17 protein-coding genes are annotated in these 19,598 nt (G+C 61.1%); all 17 read right to left on the bottom strand.

What is annotated here, in order from left to right; translation table 11 throughout:
* Positions 1-27: 27 nt before the first annotated feature.
* The 17 genes from ribD to pyrR all read right to left on the bottom strand — a co-directional run bounded on the left by ribD (position 28) and on the right by pyrR (position 19,530).
* Positions 28-1,050 carry a bifunctional diaminohydroxyphosphoribosylaminopyrimidine deaminase/5-amino-6-(5-phosphoribosylamino)uracil reductase RibD gene (ribD, locus tag QP965_RS01765; RefSeq protein ID WP_284843925.1) on the bottom strand — a complete coding sequence of 341 codons (1,023 nt, stop codon included), beginning with the start codon at positions 1,048-1,050 and terminating at the stop codon, positions 28-30.
* Positions 1,050-1,718, bottom strand: a complete 669-nt coding sequence (rpe, locus tag QP965_RS01760) for a ribulose-phosphate 3-epimerase (protein WP_284843924.1) — start codon at positions 1,716-1,718, stop codon at positions 1,050-1,052. Before rpe ends, ribD begins: the two co-directional genes overlap by 1 nt.
* Positions 1,719-1,737: 19 nt before the next feature.
* Positions 1,738-3,291: an RsmB/NOP family class I SAM-dependent RNA methyltransferase gene (locus tag QP965_RS01755; RefSeq protein WP_284843923.1), complete on the bottom strand. Its 1,554-nt coding sequence runs from the start codon at positions 3,289-3,291 to the stop codon at positions 1,738-1,740.
* A complete protein-coding gene (gene fmt, locus QP965_RS01750; protein ID WP_284843922.1) occupies positions 3,288-4,235 on the bottom strand; it encodes a methionyl-tRNA formyltransferase in 948 nt (315 codons plus the stop codon). Before fmt ends, QP965_RS01755 begins: the two co-directional genes overlap by 4 nt.
* A gap of 76 nt (positions 4,236-4,311) precedes the next feature.
* A complete protein-coding gene (gene def, locus QP965_RS01745; RefSeq protein WP_284843921.1) occupies positions 4,312-4,824 on the bottom strand; it encodes a peptide deformylase in 513 nt (170 codons plus the stop codon).
* Between the two features lie 99 nt (positions 4,825-4,923).
* Positions 4,924-6,963, bottom strand: coding sequence for a primosomal protein N' (locus tag QP965_RS01740; protein ID WP_284843920.1), 2,040 nt, complete (start codon positions 6,961-6,963; stop codon positions 4,924-4,926).
* A gap of 11 nt (positions 6,964-6,974) precedes the next feature.
* Positions 6,975-8,207: a methionine adenosyltransferase gene (gene metK / locus QP965_RS01735; RefSeq protein WP_239277672.1), complete on the bottom strand. Its 1,233-nt coding sequence runs from the start codon at positions 8,205-8,207 to the stop codon at positions 6,975-6,977.
* A 110-nt stretch (positions 8,208-8,317) separates the two neighbouring features.
* Positions 8,318-9,565, bottom strand: a complete 1,248-nt coding sequence (gene coaBC / locus QP965_RS01730; RefSeq protein WP_284843919.1) for a bifunctional phosphopantothenoylcysteine decarboxylase/phosphopantothenate--cysteine ligase CoaBC — start codon at positions 9,563-9,565, stop codon at positions 8,318-8,320.
* A gap of 129 nt (positions 9,566-9,694) precedes the next feature.
* Positions 9,695-9,997: a DNA-directed RNA polymerase subunit omega gene (gene rpoZ, locus QP965_RS01725; protein WP_005324891.1), complete on the bottom strand. Its 303-nt coding sequence runs from the start codon at positions 9,995-9,997 to the stop codon at positions 9,695-9,697.
* Positions 9,998-10,037: 40 nt separating this feature from the next.
* Entirely contained in the window at positions 10,038-10,607 is a 570-nt protein-coding gene (gene gmk, locus QP965_RS01720; RefSeq protein ID WP_005324892.1) for a guanylate kinase, read from the bottom strand.
* 8 nt (positions 10,608-10,615) lie between these two features.
* Positions 10,616-10,936 (bottom strand): integration host factor, actinobacterial type, encoded by a 321-nt coding sequence (mihF, locus tag QP965_RS01715; RefSeq protein ID WP_005328460.1) that lies wholly within the window; start codon positions 10,934-10,936, stop codon positions 10,616-10,618.
* A gap of 259 nt (positions 10,937-11,195) precedes the next feature.
* Positions 11,196-12,035: an orotidine-5'-phosphate decarboxylase gene (gene pyrF / locus QP965_RS01710; protein WP_284843918.1), complete on the bottom strand. Its 840-nt coding sequence runs from the start codon at positions 12,033-12,035 to the stop codon at positions 11,196-11,198.
* Positions 12,019-15,360, bottom strand: coding sequence for a carbamoyl-phosphate synthase large subunit (carB, locus tag QP965_RS01705; RefSeq protein ID WP_284843917.1), 3,342 nt, complete (start codon positions 15,358-15,360; stop codon positions 12,019-12,021). Before carB ends, pyrF begins: the two co-directional genes overlap by 17 nt.
* 25 nt (positions 15,361-15,385) lie before the next feature.
* Positions 15,386-16,567 (bottom strand): glutamine-hydrolyzing carbamoyl-phosphate synthase small subunit, encoded by a 1,182-nt coding sequence (gene carA, locus QP965_RS01700; RefSeq protein WP_284843951.1) that lies wholly within the window; start codon positions 16,565-16,567, stop codon positions 15,386-15,388.
* A gap of 23 nt (positions 16,568-16,590) precedes the next feature.
* The gene (locus QP965_RS01695) at positions 16,591-17,928 is read right to left on the bottom strand and encodes a dihydroorotase (protein WP_284843916.1); all 1,338 of its coding nucleotides are present in this window, start codon (positions 17,926-17,928) and stop codon (positions 16,591-16,593) included.
* A 34-nt stretch (positions 17,929-17,962) separates the two neighbouring features.
* Positions 17,963-18,919: an aspartate carbamoyltransferase catalytic subunit gene (locus QP965_RS01690; protein WP_284814700.1), complete on the bottom strand. Its 957-nt coding sequence runs from the start codon at positions 18,917-18,919 to the stop codon at positions 17,963-17,965.
* 2 nt (positions 18,920-18,921) lie between these two features.
* The gene (gene pyrR, locus QP965_RS01685) at positions 18,922-19,530 is read right to left on the bottom strand and encodes a bifunctional pyr operon transcriptional regulator/uracil phosphoribosyltransferase PyrR (protein WP_239277663.1); all 609 of its coding nucleotides are present in this window, start codon (positions 19,528-19,530) and stop codon (positions 18,922-18,924) included.
* Positions 19,531-19,598: the final 68 nt, after the last annotated feature.

Below are 19,598 nucleotides of genomic sequence, written 5' to 3'. Positions count from 1 at the left end.
TTTCTCGCTCACTGCTATGTCCAGCGCCTAGCGCACGTATTCAATAAGAACGTCATCACCCAGGGCCTTCATTCCCACCCGGTGGAAACGGGTGGCCCCTGCCAGCGTCTGGGTCACGGGGTGCGCGAGCACGCCACGGCCTTCGCCCAGCAAAAGCGGTGCAATATAGGCAGAGATCGCATCCACCAAGTCGGCCTTGAGGAAGCTGCTGGCCAGGCCTGCGCCTCCTTCCACGAGGACGTCGCGGGCCCCGGTGGCGTAGAGCTCGTAGAGAGCTTCTTCGATGCTGTCGTACTGCTCGTACCCTAAATCGCGCAGGTGGCTTGCTGCATCGCCCGCCGATTCCAAATCACGCTTGCCTATGACCACCCGGCGTGGCTGGTGCGCGCGCAAGCTGCCGTCGTTAAAGCGTGCGGTGAGCGAGGGATTATCAGCCAGCGCCGTGCCGGTGCCCACCACGATGGCATCGCGGTGCGCCCTATCGGCATGCACCCAGTCGCGCGCTTCCTCGCCCGTAATCCATTGGCTGGTTCCATCGGCCGCGGCCGTGAAACCGTCCAGCGTTTGCGCGAACTTCAAGGTGACGTGGGGACGTTGGGTGCGCACGGCGAATAGCCATGGCACCAAAGCATCCTCGGCGTGCGGGGGCTTTTCTAGCTTGGCGACGTCCACTCCAGCCTCCGCCAACACTTCTGCTCCACCCGCAGCCTGCGGGGTGGGATCGGCGTGGAGGTAGTACACGCGAGCCACGCCGGCATCGATAAGCGCCTGCGCGCAGGGACCCGTACGGCCGGTATGCGCGCAGGGTTCCAAGGTGACCACGGCCGTGGCCCCGCGTGCCTTACCTCCGGCCTCCTGCAACGCCATGACCTCAGCATGCGCGCCTCCCACGGGCTGGGTGGCGCCGACGCCCACAACCTCCCCAGCTGGGGACACGATGACCGCGCCTACCGGTGGGTTAGGGCTCGTGGTTCCACGAACTTCAGCACCCGCGGCCATTGCGCGCAATAGCGCTGCGGAGATGCTGCTGTCTTGTAACTCCGCGCCCATTAGGCACCAGCCGCCAGATCACGCAGCTGCTTGACGACGCCGGCGGGATCGTCCGACTTGAATACGGCTGAGCCTGCCACGAAAGCGTCGCAACCCGCCTCGGCGGCTGCCCCGATGGTCTCGGGTGAAATGCCGCCATCGATCTCGATGACGGTATCAAGGCCCTGCTCATCAATGCTGCGGCGCAGCTTACGGACCTTCTCCAGCATCTCCGGCATGAACTTTTGCCCGCCGAAGCCAGGCTCGACAGACATCACGAGCACCTCATCGAAATGGTGCAGCTTATCCAACCACGGCTCGATGGCGGTGCCTGGCTTGATGGAAAAGGCCGCACGCACGCCCAAATCGCGGATGCGCTGGGCCAAGTCCACTGCCGCTTGGTCATCGGCGACGGCCTCCACGTGGAAGATAATCGTATGCGCGCCCGCCTTGGCATAGGTCTCCACCCACTTTTCGGGTTCCTCAATCATGAGGTGGACATCTAGTGGCTTATCGGTGCTGCGATGGACCGTGGCCGTGATATCTGGGCCGAAAGACAGGTTGGGCACAAAGTGCCCATCCATAATGTCCACATGGACCCAGTCTGCGGTATCAATCGCCGCTAGTTCCTCGCCCAAGCGAGAAAAATCGGCGGCCAGGATGGAAGGGGAAATAATCGGTGCGGACATGCCCACCAGTCTATCGCGATTAGTCGGCTGCGCGGCGAAGGGCCGCAAAGAACATGGCGTCGGTACCGTGCCGATGCGGCCACATCTGCACGGATTTCTCATGGCCTACATCGCCCATATCAGGAATGAGAGCATGTGCGTCGAGTTCTTCCGCGCCAAGTTCGCGCACAGCGCGGTCAACGATGCCCCGGGTTTCGCGCAGATCTGGCGAACAGGTGGAATAGATGACCACGCCACCTGGACGCACTAGGTTTAATGCGGAAGACAAGAGCTCGAATTGCAGCTGGTTGAGCTCGGTAATGTCAGACTCGGACTTGCGCCACCGCGCCTCGGGGCGGCGACGGAGGGCACCGAGGCCGGAACAGGGGGCATCGACAAGCACGCGGTCAAAGCCCTCCCCCACGCCGGGATTGCGGCCATCTGCCACATGGACGTCCACAGGTAAATCGCTCACCGTCTTCCCAATCAGCGCCGCTCGGTGCGGGGATACCTCCACTGCATCGACGTGCGCGGAGTCGATGCGGGCAAGCGCGCCCATCAATGCCGCCTTACCGCCGGGACCGGCGCAGAGATCCAGCCACCGGCCGGTATCCTCGCCCTCGAGGGGCGCCTCGCATACCGCGCGAGCAATCAGCTGCGAGCCCTCGTCCTGCACGGCCGCCAATCCTTGGCGCACGGGTTCCAATTGGCCGGGGTCACCGGATTCCATGTACACCGCATAAGGGGAATAGCGCCCCTCCTCATTGCCGGTCATCAGGGCCAATTCCTCGGCCGAGATTTCCCCAGGGCGCGCCACCAGATGCACCGAAGGTCGATCCGAATCTGCCGCCAGGGCAGCCTCCAACTCCCCTAGGCCCAACACGCGGCTAAACGATTCCGCAATCCAGGTGGGGTGGGCATGCTTAAAGGCGATGCCGGCGATTTCCCCCTGTGGAGCGAGCTTGTCCAGCCAGGTCTTAGCTGGCGTGCGCGTAATGGTGCGCATGATGCCATTAGCAAAGCCCTTGGCTTTGACTTCACCGGCGGCTTCTACCAAACGAACGGTGGTATCAACCGCCGCGTGTGGCTCCACGCGGGTATAAAGAACTTGATAGGTGCCTAGGCGCAAGGCATCAACCACGGCTGGGGAAATGGCCTCGAGGCCGCGCGAAGAGCACTCTGCGATGACGGCATCAACTACGCCAAGGGTGCGCAGCGTCCCGTAGGTGATTTCGGTGGCGAAGGCGGCATCGCGCCCCTTGAGCTTTTGCTTGCGTAGTGCCTTGGGCAAAATGAGGTTGGCGAAAGCATCATCCTCGCTTACCCTGCGCACCACGTCGAAGGCGACCGCACGCGGCGCATCCACGCCCGCAGCCAGCGCGGCCTGAATCAGTCCGCTTTCCTGGCGCTTGCCGGGACGCTGGCCCTTAGCAGCAGCCTGCCGGCCACTGTGCTGCCCACCGCGGCTACCATGCTGCTGCCGTTGCGGGCGGCCGCCGCGACCCTTCACACCAGCGGATTTGTGGGAGTCCTGCGGCTTACCCGCCGGCGACTTATCCCCGGACTTGCTGCGGGAACGGAAACCACCACTCATTGAAACTTCACCTCGGCATCCTTGCCTAGTCCGCGGGCCCAATCGGCCGCGTTCATCATCTTCTTTCCCGGAGGCTGGATTTTACCCAGCTGGACTGGCTGCGTACCGGTACCGATGAATACGGCATTCTTGGCAATGTGCAGCTGCCCTGGTTCTAGTTCCTGTGGAACCGCCGCCTCATCTTTGAGGCTAACCGGTCCAATCTTCACGCGGGCCTCGTCCCACATGGTCCATGCACCCGGACCAGGCGTATGTGCGCGAATGTGCCGATCGATGGCAAATGCCGGTTGGGTCCACTCCACGCGGGCCTGCGCGGTAGAGATTTTCGGCGCATAGGTAGCCTCACCCTGCTGCGGTTGTGCCTCCAGCTGCCCCGCCGCTAAGCCATCCATGGTGGCCACGAGCAGATCGCCACCGGAATAGGCAAGGCGCGTCAACAGGTCATCAGCAGTATCGGTGCCTTTAATCTCCTCCGTCACGGTGCCGAGCACCGGGCCGGTATCAAGGCCCTCTTCAATGCGGAAGGTTGATGCGCCGGTCACGTCATCGCCTGCGGCAATGGCCGCCTGCACTGGTGCCGCGCCGCGCCATGCCGGAAGCAAGGAAAAATGCAGGTTTACCCAGCCATGCTGTGGTAGTTCCAGCAGGTCCTTAGTTACCAGATTGCCGTAGGCCACCACCGGAATCGCCTCTGGTTGCAATTCCTTTAAGCGGGAGCGCAGCGCCTGACCATCCTCCGAGTCAGGGCGCAGGGTGGTTGGAGTCAATACTTCAATGCCGCGTTCCTGGGCGAGCGCCTTCACTGGGCTCGGGTGAAGAGTGCGGCCGCGGCCCTTCTTCGCGTCTGGGCGAGTGATTACCGCCACCACCTCGTGCGACGAGGCAAGCAGCTTTTCCAAGGCCACAACGGCTGGCTCAGGGGTACCGGCAAAAATAATCCGCATGCGGGGAAACTCTCCTCTTAATGTCGTTCAAAATACTAGGCTACAACGCCGCAACGCTGCCGCCACAGCGAGCGGGCTACGAGGCGTTAAACCACTCGGATTCACGGATGGCGCGCATGGCCTCCTTGCGCACTAGCGCCTCCAAGCGTTGTAGGAAGAGCACCCCATCGAGGTGGTCCGTCTCATGCTGGATGCACCGAGCCATCAGTCCTGAGGCCACCATGGACACAGGGCGCCCCTCAATATCCTGGCCAGTCACAAAGACCTGGTTGAACCTCGTGGTTTCCGCGCTAATTCCCGGAATGGATAGGCATCCTTCCGGGCCTGTTTGCTGCTGCTCTCCCACCGGAGTCCAGACCGGATTGACAAGTGCCCCGCGCAGCCCAGATTGGGTATGCGAGCAGTCATAGACGAAGATTCGCTTCAAAATCCCCACCTGATTAGCCGCTAGCCCTACTCCCCCAGCTTTGTCCATGGTCTCGAGCATATCGCTCGCCAGAGCACGCAGACTAGCATCAAATTTACTAATCTCCTCCGCGCGGCTGCCCAAGACTGGGTCGCCGTAGATACGCAGCTCTCGAAGGGACATGGCAATCACACCTTTCTCATGGCACCGAGACCAAGCCGGCCGGCGGTGGCGGCTTCCTCCGTCGAGATTAGCGCATGAGCGCCTATGGCCCCGATATGGCTAACCCACGTGGATAGGGTCAACCACAATGCGCAAAGGCAGGTCATCCTTGCGGGCGCTGCGCGCGGCGTTGGCGCTGCGCAAAGCCCGCCCCAATTGGGACCGCGGCCCCAGCGGGGTGCGCACGACCAGCCGCTGCGGTGGGCCAAAGCGCTGGCTATCGTAGTCACCAGGCAGGCTCTGCCCCGGCGGAAGGGGAACTGGTCCTAATACCTCCGCGTGGTCTGGAAGATCCACAAGCTCGGCAAAGCCATCTAGGGATGCATCCGCACCGTCGATGGCAGCAAAATGCACCGCGGGTGGAAAGCGCACTTCGCGCCGGGCAGCAAGCTCTGCCGCGGCCGCGCCCACCATATCCCAACGCAGGAAATGCTGGACTACGGTAAGCGAGTCATCGGCCGCCAGGATTACTCGACCACCCTTGAAATGCGGCTGCACCAAGGTAGCCGCCTGCGCCCACTTCGCTAGGGTATCCTCCGTGGCGCGCAGGTCTTGCCGGTTGAGCAATGCCCCGGCATCCAAGAGCAACGCCGCGCCATAGGCTCCATCTTTTACTCTCGGTTCCGCACCAGGGGTGGCAATGACCAGCGCCGGCGCATTGTCCACCGCATCGAGCACCTTGTTTCCGCCTGAGACCACCACCCGCGTATTGGGAAAGGCTCGGCCCATTTCTTCCGCAGTGCGCTCCGAGCCCAACACGATGGCCCGCAGGCGCGGAGACCCACATTCGGTGCACCGATGCCGCGCCTCAATGCGACCGCACCAGCGGCAGGTAGGCATTCCCGCTTCGTCCGAGCCTGCGCTTGCCGACGCCCCCTTGGGCGGCAGCCCCAATGGCCCATTGCAATGCCGGCAGCGAGCCGGCGCTCGGCACTGGCCACAGGCCAAAATGGGCGCATACCCCTTGCGCGGGACCTGCACCAACACGGGCTCTCCTCTATCCAGCGCTTGGTGGGCGGCTTGGAAGGCCTGCGCCTGTACTTTTGTGGTGCCGCCCTGGAGGTCGCGGGCGATAGACAGACCGAACGACCCCACCGCCTCGATAGCCGGGCAACGCGCCGATATGGTCTGCTCTTTGGCCACCACGTCGTGCGCCCATCCTGATTCCACGAGGAGCTGTGTCTCCGCCGTCCGCGAATGGTTGGCCAAAACCATGCTGCAGCCTTCGAAGGCTGAGCGGGTGGTAAGTACTTCCCTCGCGTGGACATAGGGCTTGAGGTTGTCGACCAAATTATCATTGCCATCATCGAGGATCACCGCCAGTTGCAGGTCTTTGACCGGGGCAAAAGCGGCGGACCTGGTACCAATGACCACGCGGGCTTGGCCCACTAGAGCGGAGAGATAGCGGCGATAGCGCGCCTGCGGGCCCATGCTATTTGTCAGCACCGTAATCTGCTTTGCCCCAAGTACCTGGCGAAGCGCGGCATCTAAAGCATCAACGCCCTTCTGGTCCGGGGCGACGAGGAGAACCCCTCCTCCCCCAAGCGCCACTTTGGCAGCGAGTGCAGCCAGCGCATGTGCCCAATCATCGCCCGGGGCGATTTGCCAGGCGGCACGGGCGAGCTTGCCGGCCAGAATCGAGTCGACGAAAGCCTCGCCATGTTGATAGGCCGACCATCCTGATAGGTCGGGCTCGCTCGTGGTGCCGAGCTCCTCCCACGGGGTTTCTAGGTCGGATTCCTCCGCCTTGGCGTGCCGCGGCGGGATGGCGGAGCGGATAATGTCTGAGCGCACCCCGCCGTAGCGGTCAGCGAGGGCGTCGACAAGCCGGGCCAGTTGCGCCGGATAAACCTGGAAGGGTGAGATGATGCGCTCGATAAAGCGCAGGTTGCCGCCAAATTCAGAATCATGCCGGCGTTCTATGACAATCGCGTCCACCAAGCGCCCGTTGAAGCGGATGCGCACTTTAATCCCCGGTTGGACTTCTTCCGAGTCTGCCTCTTCAACGAGGTAATCAAATCCTCGGTCCAGGTGCGCAACCCCTAAAAGAGGCAACACCCGCGCAACCGGCTTCCGGGTGGCGGGTGTTTTCTTAGGCATAGGCCTCGATTCTACAGACCAGCGGCAGCACGCAATGCTTCCACTCGGTTCAACTGCTCCCACGGCAGCTCAACGTCGGTGCGGCCAAAGTGTCCGTAGGCCGCAGTTTGCGCATAGATGGGACGCAACAGGTCGAGCTCGCGAATGATAGCGGCCGGGCGCAGGTCAAATACCTGATTCACCGCAGCCTGGATATTCGCATCGCTCAAGCCTTCCTTGGCGGTACCGAAGGTCTCCACGTACAGACCCACCGGCTTGGCGCGGCCGATGGCGTAAGCCACCTGAACTTCAGCGCGATCTGCCAAGCCCGCGGCGACGATATTTTTAGCCACCCAGCGCATGGCATAAGCAGCGGAACGGTCCACCTTGCTTGGGTCCTTGCCGGAGAAGGCGCCGCCGCCGTGGCGAGCCATACCGCCGTAGGTATCGACGATGATCTTGCGGCCGGTAAGACCGGCATCGCCCATCGGTCCGCCAAGAATGAAGGAACCGGAAGGGTTGACCAACAAGGTCGTCTCTTCGGTGTAGTACTTGTCCAAGCCGGCGTCCTTGATAACCCATTCAAGGACCTCACTGCGCAAGGGACCTTCCAACCAAGCGCTATCGACCTCGGCATCGTGCTGCGTGGAAATGACCACGGTATCCAGGTGGGACGGCTCATTGTCGTCGGTATAGGCAAAGGTCACCTGGGTCTTGCCATCCGGGCGGAGGTGATCGACGATGCCTTCCTTACGTACCTGCGTCAGGCGGCGGGACAGGCGGTGCGCCAAAGCGATAGGCAGTGGCATGTACTCAGCGGTCTCATTGGAAGCATAGCCGAACATCAGGCCCTGGTCGCCTGCGCCAGCGGTATCGTTTTCGGCATCATAGTCCTCGTCATGGGCGCGGGCTTCAGTGGAGTTATCTACGCCCGCGCCAATTTCCTGGGACTGCTCGCCGATGGCGATATTCACACCGCAAGTGTTGCCATCAAAGCCGACTTCTGAAGAAGTAAAGCCGATGGATTTAAGGGTGTCACGCACCAGCGCCGGGATTTCTACGTATGCCTCGGTGCGAACCTCGCCCACCACGTGGACCTGGCCGGTGGTTACCAACGTCTCAACGGCCACGCGGGATGCTGGATCCTTTTCTAGCAGGGCATCAAGGATGGCGTCAGAAATGGCGTCACAAATCTTATCGGGATGGCCTTCCGTAACGGACTCGCTGGTAAAAAGACGAGTTGCCACTGCAGCGTTATCAGTCACAAAAACTTCCTTATGTTCTCACTGTTGATTCGATGCTGTGGGTTTTCTACGCCCAAGCCTAATACCTCGCAAGCCTAGACCAAGCGGTCTATAAAAGCAATTTTAGTTGCCTACCCTTGAAACATTTCATTCACGGCCGAAAGAATCTGAGCGGCGACAACCTGCTTCGAGCCATGCTCCACGCGTTGCGGCGCGGAATCCGGGCGCAAGATCCACCCCTCGCTGGACTTTTGACCAAAAGTCTTTCCGCGCCCGACCTCATTGGCCATGAGCACATCGCAGCCTTTACGCGCAAACTTTTCCTGGGCGTAGTCTAAGGCGGACTTCTGAGCATCACCGGTTTCGGCGGCGAACCCCACAATTACGCACTCGGCAGGGATTTCCGAGCGGTTGCGCGCAGCGACAAGCCCTTTGAGCACATCCGGGTTTTCCACCAGATGGAGCGTCGAGAGTGCATCGTCTGCCTGCCCCTTCTTCATCTTTGATTCGGCGACCACCGCCGGACGGAAGTCAGAGACTGCAGCGGCCATGATCACCACGTCCGCATCGCGGGACTCCTCGCGCATGGCGTCCTCCAACTCACGGGTGGAGACAATGTGCCGGAGCTTCGCGCCGCTTGGCACAGGAAGCTGGGCGGTATTACCCGCAACGAGGGTGACCTTGGCCCCCATCTGGGCGGCCCATTCCGCGAGCGCGAATCCCTGCCTGCCGGAAGAGCGATTACCCAAGTATCGGACCGGATCCAGCTCTTCCTGGGTACCGCCGGCTGATATGACGACTTTCTTGCCCTGCCAGGTGTGCTGCACTCGATAGCCTGCTAGTTCAGTACGGATAATCTCCGCGATTTGTTCCGGCTCCGGCAAACGACCCGGGCCAGAATCCTTGCCGGTAAGGCGTCCGTGGGCGGGCTCGATGACGGTAATACCGCGGCGCCGCAAAGTAGCCACGTTGTCCTGCGTAGCGGGGTTATGCCACATCTCAGTGTGCATGGCCGGGGCCACAATAACCGGGCACGTCGCGACCAATACGGTGGCCGTGAGCAAATCGTCTGCTCGGCCTGCAGCCAACCGCGCGATAAGATCCGCGGTGGCAGGCGCAATGACCACTGCATCCGCATGCTGTCCTACGTTGACGTGCTGCACCTCATCCACGGCCTGAAACACACTCGTGGCGACGGGATGGCCGGACAGTGCCTCAAACGTGGCCGCGCCCACGAAGTTCAGTGCACTTTCCGTGGGGACAACGCGGACGTCATCGCCCGCTTCTTTGAGGTGGCGCACGAGGTGGCACGCCTTGTAGGCAGCGATGCCGCCAGCGACGCCCAGAACAATATTGCGAGAGGTATCTTTATCAGTCACACCGCACGATGGTACCTGCCAACATAGACAAAGGCTCCACCCGCCGCGACCAAGAGGTGCACCCTAATTCGGGGATGCACATCCGTGGCGGCGCGTGGAGCCTTAAAGCTATTACACGCTTAGTGCTAGCTACTTGCCTTCCTCGTGGTCAAGCAGGCCAGCATCAATCTCGCGCAATGCGATGGACAAAGGCTTTTCGCCTGGCTCTGGGGTAACCAGCGGGCCTACGAACTCGAAGACACCTTCATCCTGCTCTTGGTAGTAGCTATTGATCTGGCGTGCGCGCTTAGCGGCAAAGATGACCAAAGCGTACTTAGAGGAAACCTTGTCCAAAAGCTCATCGATCGGGGGATCAGTAATGCCGATCGGATCATCAAATACTGGTTCCGCCTTTGCGGCTTCAGTGTTAGAAGGGGTGGTCACGTTAGTCACATGCACCTTTACATTGATTGAAGATGGTCAAAAAGGAGGTCTATGCCCGCAGGATATCACTAATGGCAGATACTGCCTCGTCCAGATCCTCGTTCACAACGACGTGATCGAACTCGTCCTGTGCGGCTAGTTCCTCATGCGCAGTTTGCAACCTACGGTCAATGACGTCTTGCGGCTCAGTACCGCGGCCGGTAAGCCGCTCCACAAGTACCTCCCATGACGGGGGTGCCAAAAAGACCAGGTCTGCCTCCGGCAGCGCTTTCTTAACACTCCGGGCACCCGCGAGATCCACCTCAACGAGTACCGGGCGGCCAGCGGCCAAAGCTTCCTCTACCGGCTGGGCGGGCGTTCCAGAGCGCTGCAATCCGCCGTGGATATCAGCCCATTCGAGCATCTCCCCGGCATCAATTCGCTCCTGGAAGGTTTCTGGGGTGACGAAGAAGTAGTCGACACCGTCCTGCTCCCCGGGGCGGGGCTGGCGCGTGGTCATAGACACGCTGAAATACAGCCCCTCGACGTCACTGCGCAGACGCGAAACTACGGTGGATTTTCCCACTGCGGAAGGCCCCGCCAATACGACGAGGCGCCCGCGTGCAGTTGCGTCAGCCATGGTTGTGACTATTCGCCGTAACCGAAACGCTCGAGGAGAGCACGACGCTGACGCTCACCTAGGCCGCGCAGACGACGGGTCTGAGCAATCTCCAGGTCCTCCATGATTTCCTTAGCCTTGACCTTGCCAACCTTCGGCAGAGCCTCGAGGAGTGCAGAAACCTTGGTCTTGCCGATGATCTCATCGGTCTCAGCCTTTTCGAGCACGTCCTTCAGGTCGGTCTCGCCGCGCTTGAGCGCAGCCTTGAGCTCGGCGCGAGCCTTGCGGGCCTCAGCGGCCTTTGCGAGAGCTTCCTTGCGCTGCTCATCAGTCAACTTTGGAAGGGCCACGGGTTTCCTCCGATTCATTAGATTGATTCTGTTACGTCTAGTACTTGGTACCAGATTACGGTTGCCTAACGCAGTTAATACACCGCGGAAAGTTATTAATAACCTTCGAGCAAACCGACTTCTGGCAATCCTAGCACTGCTCATTGAACGGTGACGATTAGCGGGTCCAAAAGCACGCCTATTTTAGCACGTCACCGCACATACCTTAAACAAAGTACCAGGTAAACGGCGCGGCTGTTAATCAGCCACGCCGCCCGTTCTAGTCCCGGAACTCCGCTGCCACCTGAGCAACTGCTTTGCGCAGGTCAGCGACGTCAGGACCTTGCTCCAGCACTGCTCGGGACACATTGGCGAATCCCAGCGATGGATGAGCAGAAACAATGCCGTGCACCTGCTTTGGGCCAGCGCCCTGGGCGCCGACACCGGGCAGAAGAACTGGACCATTGAGCGCATCGAGGCGCGGCGGATTGTCCAACGTAGCGCCGACGACTACGCCGACATCGCCAGGCTTGTCGGCCTTGTTCGCCTCGACATTGAACGCGGCGCATTCATCGACGACGCCCTGAGCGATAGTGCTCTCCTCGCCCACCGGGACCGACTGGATGTCACGCGCCTCCGGATTGGAGGTAGCGGCGAGGACGAATACACCGCGGCCAGTTTCTTCGGCCTTGGTGAATACCGGCCCCAGTGCGCCAACGCCTAGATAAGGCGACACGGTCACAGAATCTGCGCGCAGCGGCGAGCTATCGCCGAGCCACGCATCTGCATAGCCGGCCATGGTGGAGCCAATATCGCCGCGCTTGGCATCGGCAACAGTAAGGCACCCCGCTTCCCGCAAGGAAGCCAAGACTTCTTCCAGGACCGCGAAGCCCTGAGAGCCAAAGCGCTCAAAGAAAGCGACCTGTGGCTTTACCAAGGCGGCGGTATCGCTAAAGGCTTCAACGCAGCGCATGCTAAAGGTCCGCAGACCTTCAGCGGTGGGCTCCAGCCCCCATTTCTCCAAGAGATATGGATGCGGGTCGATGCCAACGCACAGGCGCCCACGTTCCTGCCCGGCTTCTTCTAGCCGCTCGCCAAATCCTTTAGTGCTGTGGGCCATGCTCAAGCTCCTGGAGTGCGCGTACCTGCAGGTTGCCAATACGCATCGCTTCGATGCCCTGGACGGCTGCGGTTACACCCTGCACGGTGGTCACCAGCGGGATCTCCATGTGTACGGCGGCGGCGCGGATATCGTAGCCATCGTGGCGGGCACCGGCGGAGCCGGCCGGGGTATTGAGAATCCAGTCAATCTCGCCGTTGAAAATCTTATCCACGATGGACTCTTCGCCTTCCTTGGCCTCAGAGACCTTGGCAGCAACCTCGCACTCGATACCGTTGCGGCGCAGCATCTGGGCGGTGCCGGCGGTAGCGACGATGTTGTAGCCCATGTTGGCTAGGCGCTGAATCGGGAAGATCAGGGTGCGCTTGTCGCGGTTGGCAACAGAAACGAAGACGGTGCCCTCCGTGGGCGGTACGGCAAAGGCTGCGATTTCGCCCTTGGCATAGGCCGCGCCAAAGTTGGTAGCCAAGCCCATGACCTCACCGGTGGACTTCATCTCTGGCGAGAGCAGCGTGTCGAGCAGGCTACCATCGGGACGGCGGAAGCGATTGAATGGCAAGACTGCTTCCTTGACGGCAATCGGGTGCTCCAGCGGCAAAGAGCCACCGTCGTATTCGGAAGGAATCATGCCTTCGGCACGCAGATCCGCGATGCTCGAGCCCATCATGACGCGAGAAGCTGCCTTAGCCAGTGGTACGCCGGTGGCCTTGGAGACGAACGGCACGGTACGGGAAGCACGTGGGTTGGCCTCGATGACATAGAGGATGTCGTCCTTCAAGGCGAATTGGACATTCATCAGGCCCTTGACGCCAATGCCCTCGGCGAGCAAGCGGGTGGACGTGCGGACCTTTTCAATGTCCTCGGGTCCAAGTGTCATCGGAGGCAGCGCACAGGAGGAGTCACCGGAGTGGATACCGGCCTCCTCGATGTGCTCCATGACGCCGCCCAGGTAGACCTCGGTGCCGTCGCACAGCGCATCAACATCAATCTCGATGGCGGAATCCAAGAAGCGGTCCACCAGAACCGGGTGGTCCGGAGACAGCTCGGTGGCGCGCTCGATGTAGTCTTCCAGCGCCTTTTCGTCGTAGACGATTTCCATACCGCGGCCGCCCAGCACGTAGGACGGACGAACCAGTACCGGGTAGCCGATGGAGGAAGCAACCTCGCGGGCCTCCGCGAAGGAGGTGGCGGTGCCGTATTCCGGTGCTGCCAATTCTGCCTCATCGAGGACCTTGCCGAATTCGCCGCGATCCTCGGCGGAGTCGATAGCTGCGGGGCTGGTGCCCACAACCGGAACGCCTGCCTCCTCCAAGCGGGCGGCAAGGCCCAGCGGAGTCTGGCCGCCCAGCTGGACAATCACGCCAGCAACGTCACCGGAAGCGGCCTCCGCGTGGTAGACCTCCATGACGTCCTCGAAGGTCAGCGGCTCGAAGTAGAGGCGGTCTGCGGTGTCATAGTCGGTGGAGACGGTCTCCGGGTTGCAGTTGACCATGACGGTCTCGTAGCCCTGATCCGAAAGTTCCAGGGCCGCGTGAACGCAGGAGTAGTCAAACTCGATACCTTGACCAATGCGGTTAGGGCCGGAGCCCAAAATGATGACCTTGCCCTTGGAGCCTTCCGGTGCCGGGCGAACCTCGGTCTCGGCATCCGGGTCAAGCTCATAGGAGCTGTAGTGGTACGGGGTCTGTGCTTCGAACTCGCCGGCACAGGTATCTACCGTCTTGTACACGGGGCGGATGCCCATGCGCCAGCGCAGGCTGCGTACGCCATCCTCGCCGTTGAATTCTGGGCGAAGGGCGGCGATTTGGGCGTCGGAAAGCCCAAAGACCTTGGCCTCGCGCAGCAGCTCCTCGGTGAGCACTGGGGCGTCGATAAGCTCCTGGCGGAAGGCCACCAACGTGGCCAGCTCAGCGATGAACCATGGGTCTACGCCGGAAGCCTCGTGGACCTCGTCTACAGAAGCGCCAAGACGAAGGGCTAGCTCGATGTCGTACATGCGGCCCTCGGTTGGGCGCTCCAGATCCTTGAGCACGGCCTGCAGGTCAGTGGCACGCTCGCCCGCGAAGTACTCATCCGGCTTGGTCCAGAAGCCATTCGGCTTGTTTTCCAAAGAACGCATGACCTTGTTCAGGCCCGCGATGTAGTTGCGGCCGATGCCCATGGCCTCGCCCACAGACTTCATGGTGGTAGTCAAGGTGTCATCGGCACCCGGGAACTTCTCAAAAGCAAAGCGTGGGGCCTTGACAATGACGTAGTCCAGGGTCGGCTCGAAAGCTGCCTTGGTCTCGCCGGTGATGTCGTTTTGCACCTCGTCCAAGGTGTAGCCAATGGCGAGCTTGGCAGCCAGCTTGGCAATCGGGAAACCGGTGGCCTTGGAGGCGAGCGCGGAGGAACGGGACACGCGCGGGTTCATCTCGATGACGATGATGCGGCCGTCGTCCGGGTTGACCGCGAACTGGATATTGCAGCCGCCGGTATCGACGCCGACCTCGCGGATGATGGCAATGCCCAAGTCACGCATCTTCTGGAACTCACGGTCAGTAAGCGTCAGCGCCGGGGCGACGGTGACGGAATCGCCGGTGTGCACGCCTAGGGCGTCGACGTTTTCGATGGAGGCAACGACCACGACATTGTCATCGCCATCGCGCATGAGCTCGAGCTCGTATTCCTTCCAGCCCAGAATGGATTCCTCAATGAGCACGTTGGCCTCAGGGGATGCGGCCAAGCCGCCGCCGGCGATGCGATCCAGGTCCTCATTATTGAAGGCCAGACCGGAGCCCAGGCCGCCCATGGTGAAGGAAGGGCGGACAACAACGGGCAGGCCAAGCTTGTCGACGGTCTCGTGGACCTCATCCATGTTGTGGCACACAGCGGAGCGGGCGGACTCACCGCCGATGGAGGCGACGATGTCCTTGAACTTCTGGCGGTCCTCGCCGCGCTCGATGGCGTCAATATCTGCGCCGATGAGCTCGATGCCGTACTTGTCCAAAATTCCTTGGCGGTCGAGCTGAACTGCGGCATTTAGCGCGGTCTGGCCGCCCAGGGTAGCCAGAACGGCGTCGATGGGGTGTCCCTCTTCGCGTTCCTTGACCAGAATCTTTTCGATGTATTCCGGCTCAATGGGCTCCACGTAGGTGTGGTCCGCAAACTCAGGGTCGGTCATGATGGTGGCCGGGTTGGAGTTGACCAGCGTTACGCGCAGGCCCTCCTCCTTGAGCACGCGGCAGGCCTGGGTACCGGAGTAGTCAAACTCGCAAGCCTGGCCGATGACGATCGGGCCGGAGCCGATGACCAGGACGTGGTTGATGTCGTTGCGCTTTGGCATAGTTATTCTTCCTTTTCCTGGTGGTCTACTTATTTGGGGTGTGGTTAGCCATCAGTTCTTCAAACTGATCGAATAGTGGGTTGGCATCGTGCGGGCCCGCCGCGGATTCTGGGTGGTACTGCACGGAGTAGGCCATGCCGTTGCGCAATGCCACGCCCTCGACGGTGTCGTCGTTGAGGCAGATATGGGTGACCTGGGCGGGGCCGAAGTCGGTGGCGAACTCGGCGTCCTTGCTGTCTAGGTCGTAGCCTTCCGGTGCCTTCAGCGCGAAGCCGTGGTTCTGAGAGGTGATATCAATCTTGCCGGTCACGTTATTGCGCACCGGCACGTTGATGCCACGGTGGCCGAACTTCATCTTGTAGGTGTCCAGGCCAAGCGCGCGGCCCAGGAGCTGGTTGCCAAAGCAGATGCCAAAGAACGGGATCTTGGCTTCGAGCACCTGCTTGATGATGCCCACCATTTCGTCGGCGGTAGCCGGGTCGCCCGGGCCGTTGGAGACGAAGACGCCGTCCGGGTTATAGGACTTCACCTTGTCAAAGGAGGTATTTGCGGGCACGACGATGGTTTCGATACCGCGCTGGGAGAAGTGGCGCGGGGTTGCGCTCTTCACACCCATGTCGAAGGCAACGACGGTGTACTTCTTCTCCCCTACGGCCTCAACCGTGTACGGCTCGTCGGTAGATACTTCTGCGGCAAGATCAGCGCCTTCCATAGAGTCCTGGGACTTAACTTCCTTGAGCAACTCTTCTACTGGGCGCTTTGCATCTTCGCCGGAGAACAGGCCGGCGGCAATGGAGCCGTAGTTGCGCAGGTGGCGAACCAAGGTGCGGGTATCGATGCCGCAGATGCCAATGACACCCTGCTTTTCCATTTCCTCGCTCAGGCTGCGCTCTGCGCGCCAGTTGGATACGCGCTGCGCGAGGTCGCGAATGACGAGGCCCGCAACCCAAATGTGGTTGCCGTGGGACTCATTGTCCTCGTCGTTCCAACCGGTATTGCCAATGTGCGGCGCTGCGGAAACCACAATCTGGCGGTGGTAAGACGGGTCCGTCATGGTCTCCTGGTAGCCGGTCATCGCCGTGGTGAATACGGCCTCGCCCAAGGTGGTGCCGGTGGCGCCAAAGCCATAACCGCGGAAGGTGCGCCCGTCCGCGAGAATGAGGATTGCTGGGGTTCTATCAGTCACGTCGTGGCCTTTCTCTGCCATATAGGTGGTCTCAGTGTGCAAGGTTAGTCTTCTTCGGAGGCTGCCAAGTCAAAAGTGACGGCACCTCGCAAAATGGTGTGGGTAACGCGGGCACCAAATTCTTCGCCAGCGTACGGGTTGTTTTCGGACTTGGAGGCCAGCTTCGAGGAATCAGAAACCCAATGGTGGTTTGGGTCCACGATGGTCAAGTTAGCCGGCTCACCTTCCGCGATGGGGCGGCCATGGCCCGGCAGGCGGGTAATTTCTGCGGGGCGTTCGGACATGACGCGAGCGACAAAGCGCCAATCAGCCAGGCCGGACTCGACGAAGATTTTGGCGATGACGGCCAAGGAAGATTCCAGGCCCAACATGCCTGGACGGGCATTTTCAAACTCCACGCACTTGTCTTCGGAGCCGTGCGGGGCGTGGTCGGTGGCGACGCAGTCAATAGTGCCGTTAAGCAGCGCCTCGCGCAGGGCTTCAGTATCGCGTTGTTCGCGCAGCGGCGGGTTGACGCGGAAGAGGCCATCGTAGGTGCGCAGCTTGTCATCGGTCATCAACAGGTGGTGCGGGGTTACCTCGGCGGTGAGAGGAATATCCTGCTCCTTTGCCCACTTCAGCAGCTCCACGGTGCCCTGGGTCGAAGCGTGGCAGATGTGCACGCGGTTGCCGTAGTCGCGCGCCAATAGGGCGTCTCGGGCCACGATGGATTCCTCCGCCACGCGCGGCCAACCGCGCAGGCCGAGCTTGGCCGCGGTCTCGCCTTCATGGGCGGAAGCACCGGCGGTCATGCGGTCATCCTCGGCGTGCTGAGCCAGCAGCACGTCCATGCCCTTGGCGTATTCCAGAGCACGACGCATGAGCTGCGGATCCTGGACGCACTTGCCGTCATCGGAGAACATGCGGACCTTGGCGTCCGAGCGCGCCATCATGCCGAACTCAGTGAGGGTCTTGCCTTCCAGGCGCTTGGTAATGGAGCCCACCGGGTGGACGTCGCACAGCGCTAGTGCTTGGGACTTGGCCCACACGGACTCAGCGATAATCGGCTGGTCGGTCACCGGGTTGGTATTAGCCATGGTGAACACGGCGGTGAAACCGCCCTTGGCGGCAGCCTTGGAGCCGGTCTCAATAGTCTCGGTATCCTCGCGGCCGGGCTCGCGCAGGTGCACGTGCATATCCACCAAGCCCGGCAGAAGTACGTTGCCCTGGCCGTCGATGACCTGTGCATCCTCGGCTTCTGCTGTGGCGCCGATGGCAGCGATAATGCCGTCCTTGATTACGACATCGGTGGGCTCGCCTTCGCCGTACAGGCGCACATTCTTAATCACCAGTGGGGTTTCCGCCGGCGCGGAAAGGCGACCGGTTTCCGGGTAAGTAGTCATTGTCTCTCCCTAAAGTTGAGTGTGGGTCGCGGGTTTAAATGCCGGCGTTTTCGCCATTGGTCAGCAGGGTAAACAGCACCGCCATGCGGGCGTGTACACCGTTGTGCACCTGCTGCAGGACCGCAGTCTTGTCCAAATCTGCGACGCCGTAGTTAATCTCCATGCCGCGCAGCATCGGGCCTGGGTGCATGACGATGGCGTCCTTATGCATGGCCGCCGCGCGATCCTTAGACAGGCCAAAGAGGTTGGCATACTCGCGGTGAGAGGGGAAGAAGCCGCCGTTCATGCGCTCCTGCTGCACGCGCAGCATCATGACGACGTCGGCGTCTGCGATTTCCGCATCAAAGTCATAGGACACGCGCACTGGCCAATTCTCTACCCCAAAGGGCATGAGGGTGGCTGGGCCCACGAGGGTTACCTCAGCACCAAGAGTGGTGAGCAAATCTACGTTGGAGCGTACGACGCGCGAGTGCAGGCAATCGCCCACAATCTTGACCTTCAGGCCGGCAAAGCCTTCGTCGCTATGCAGTCCCAGGCGCTGACGCACCGTGACGGCGTCGAGAAGCGCCTGCGTTGGGTGCTGGTGCGCGCCGTCGCCCGCGTTAATCACTGAAGGACCCTTGCCATTAGGGGCAACCCACTGGGCTAGCTGCTGGGGCGCACCAGAGGAAGGGTGGCGCATGATGATCGCATCGGCGCCGATGGCGGCCAAGGTAAGGCCCGTATCCTTCAGGGACTCGCCCTTCTTTACCGAGGAGGTGGAGGCAGACAGGTTAATGACGTCCGCGGACATCCACTTGCCGGCCGTTTCAAAGGAAGAGCGGGTGCGGGTGGAGTTTTCATAAAAGAGGGTATAGATAGTCCGCCCCCGCAGGGTCGGCAGCTTCTTTACTTCGCGGCCTTCTAGGGCCTCCCGGAAGCGATCCGCTTCATCCATCAGACCGATAATTTCGCTTCGGTCCAGCTCTGCCATATCGATGAGGTGCTTCATGGTTATGCCTCCCCCGTTTCGGAGCCAGCTCCGTCAGTTGTTGCGGCGGCTCGGGTCAATACGACCGCATCCCGGCCGTCAATCTCGCTGTTGTATACGGTGACGTCTTCTTCTCGCGCGGTGGGCAGATTCTTACCCACATAGTCGGCGCGGATAGGAACCTCGCGGTGGCCGCGATCTACCAAGACGGCCAGCTGAATAATGTCCGGACGGCCCACGTCACTCAACGCGTCCAAGGCGGCGCGGATTGTGCGGCCGGAATACAGCACATCGTCGACCAAGATGACGATGGCATTATCGATGCCACCGGTGGGAATCGTCGTCGGTTGGAGTGCGCGATGCGGCTTATTCAAAAGGTCATCGCGGTAGAGAGTGATATCGAGAGAGCCCCATGGGACTGCGACCCCGGAAAATTCTTCAATCTTGTGCGCTAGGCGCTGTGCAAGTGGCACGCCACCAGAGGGAATGCCAAGCAGAATGACCCGCGGTGCGTCCGCGGAATCGAGCGCCGTTTTTTCAATGATCTGGTGCGCGATGCGTGCAACGGTACGCGAAACATCATCGGAGCTTAAAAGCTCTAGCTGCTTCGCGGTAGCGTCAGTTCCACTCATCGTGACCTCCTTCCCCGCCTCACGGTGCGGTCTTTAAAGGATGCCGGTTGATGGTCTCAAAAATGTCT

The sequence above is a fragment of the Corynebacterium sp. MSK074 genome (assembly GCF_030229735.1).
GTDB lineage: Bacteria > Actinomycetota > Actinomycetes > Mycobacteriales > Mycobacteriaceae > Corynebacterium.
The sequence above is the reverse complement of the archived record's forward strand: the minus strand, read 5'-3'. Positions and strand labels throughout refer to the sequence as shown.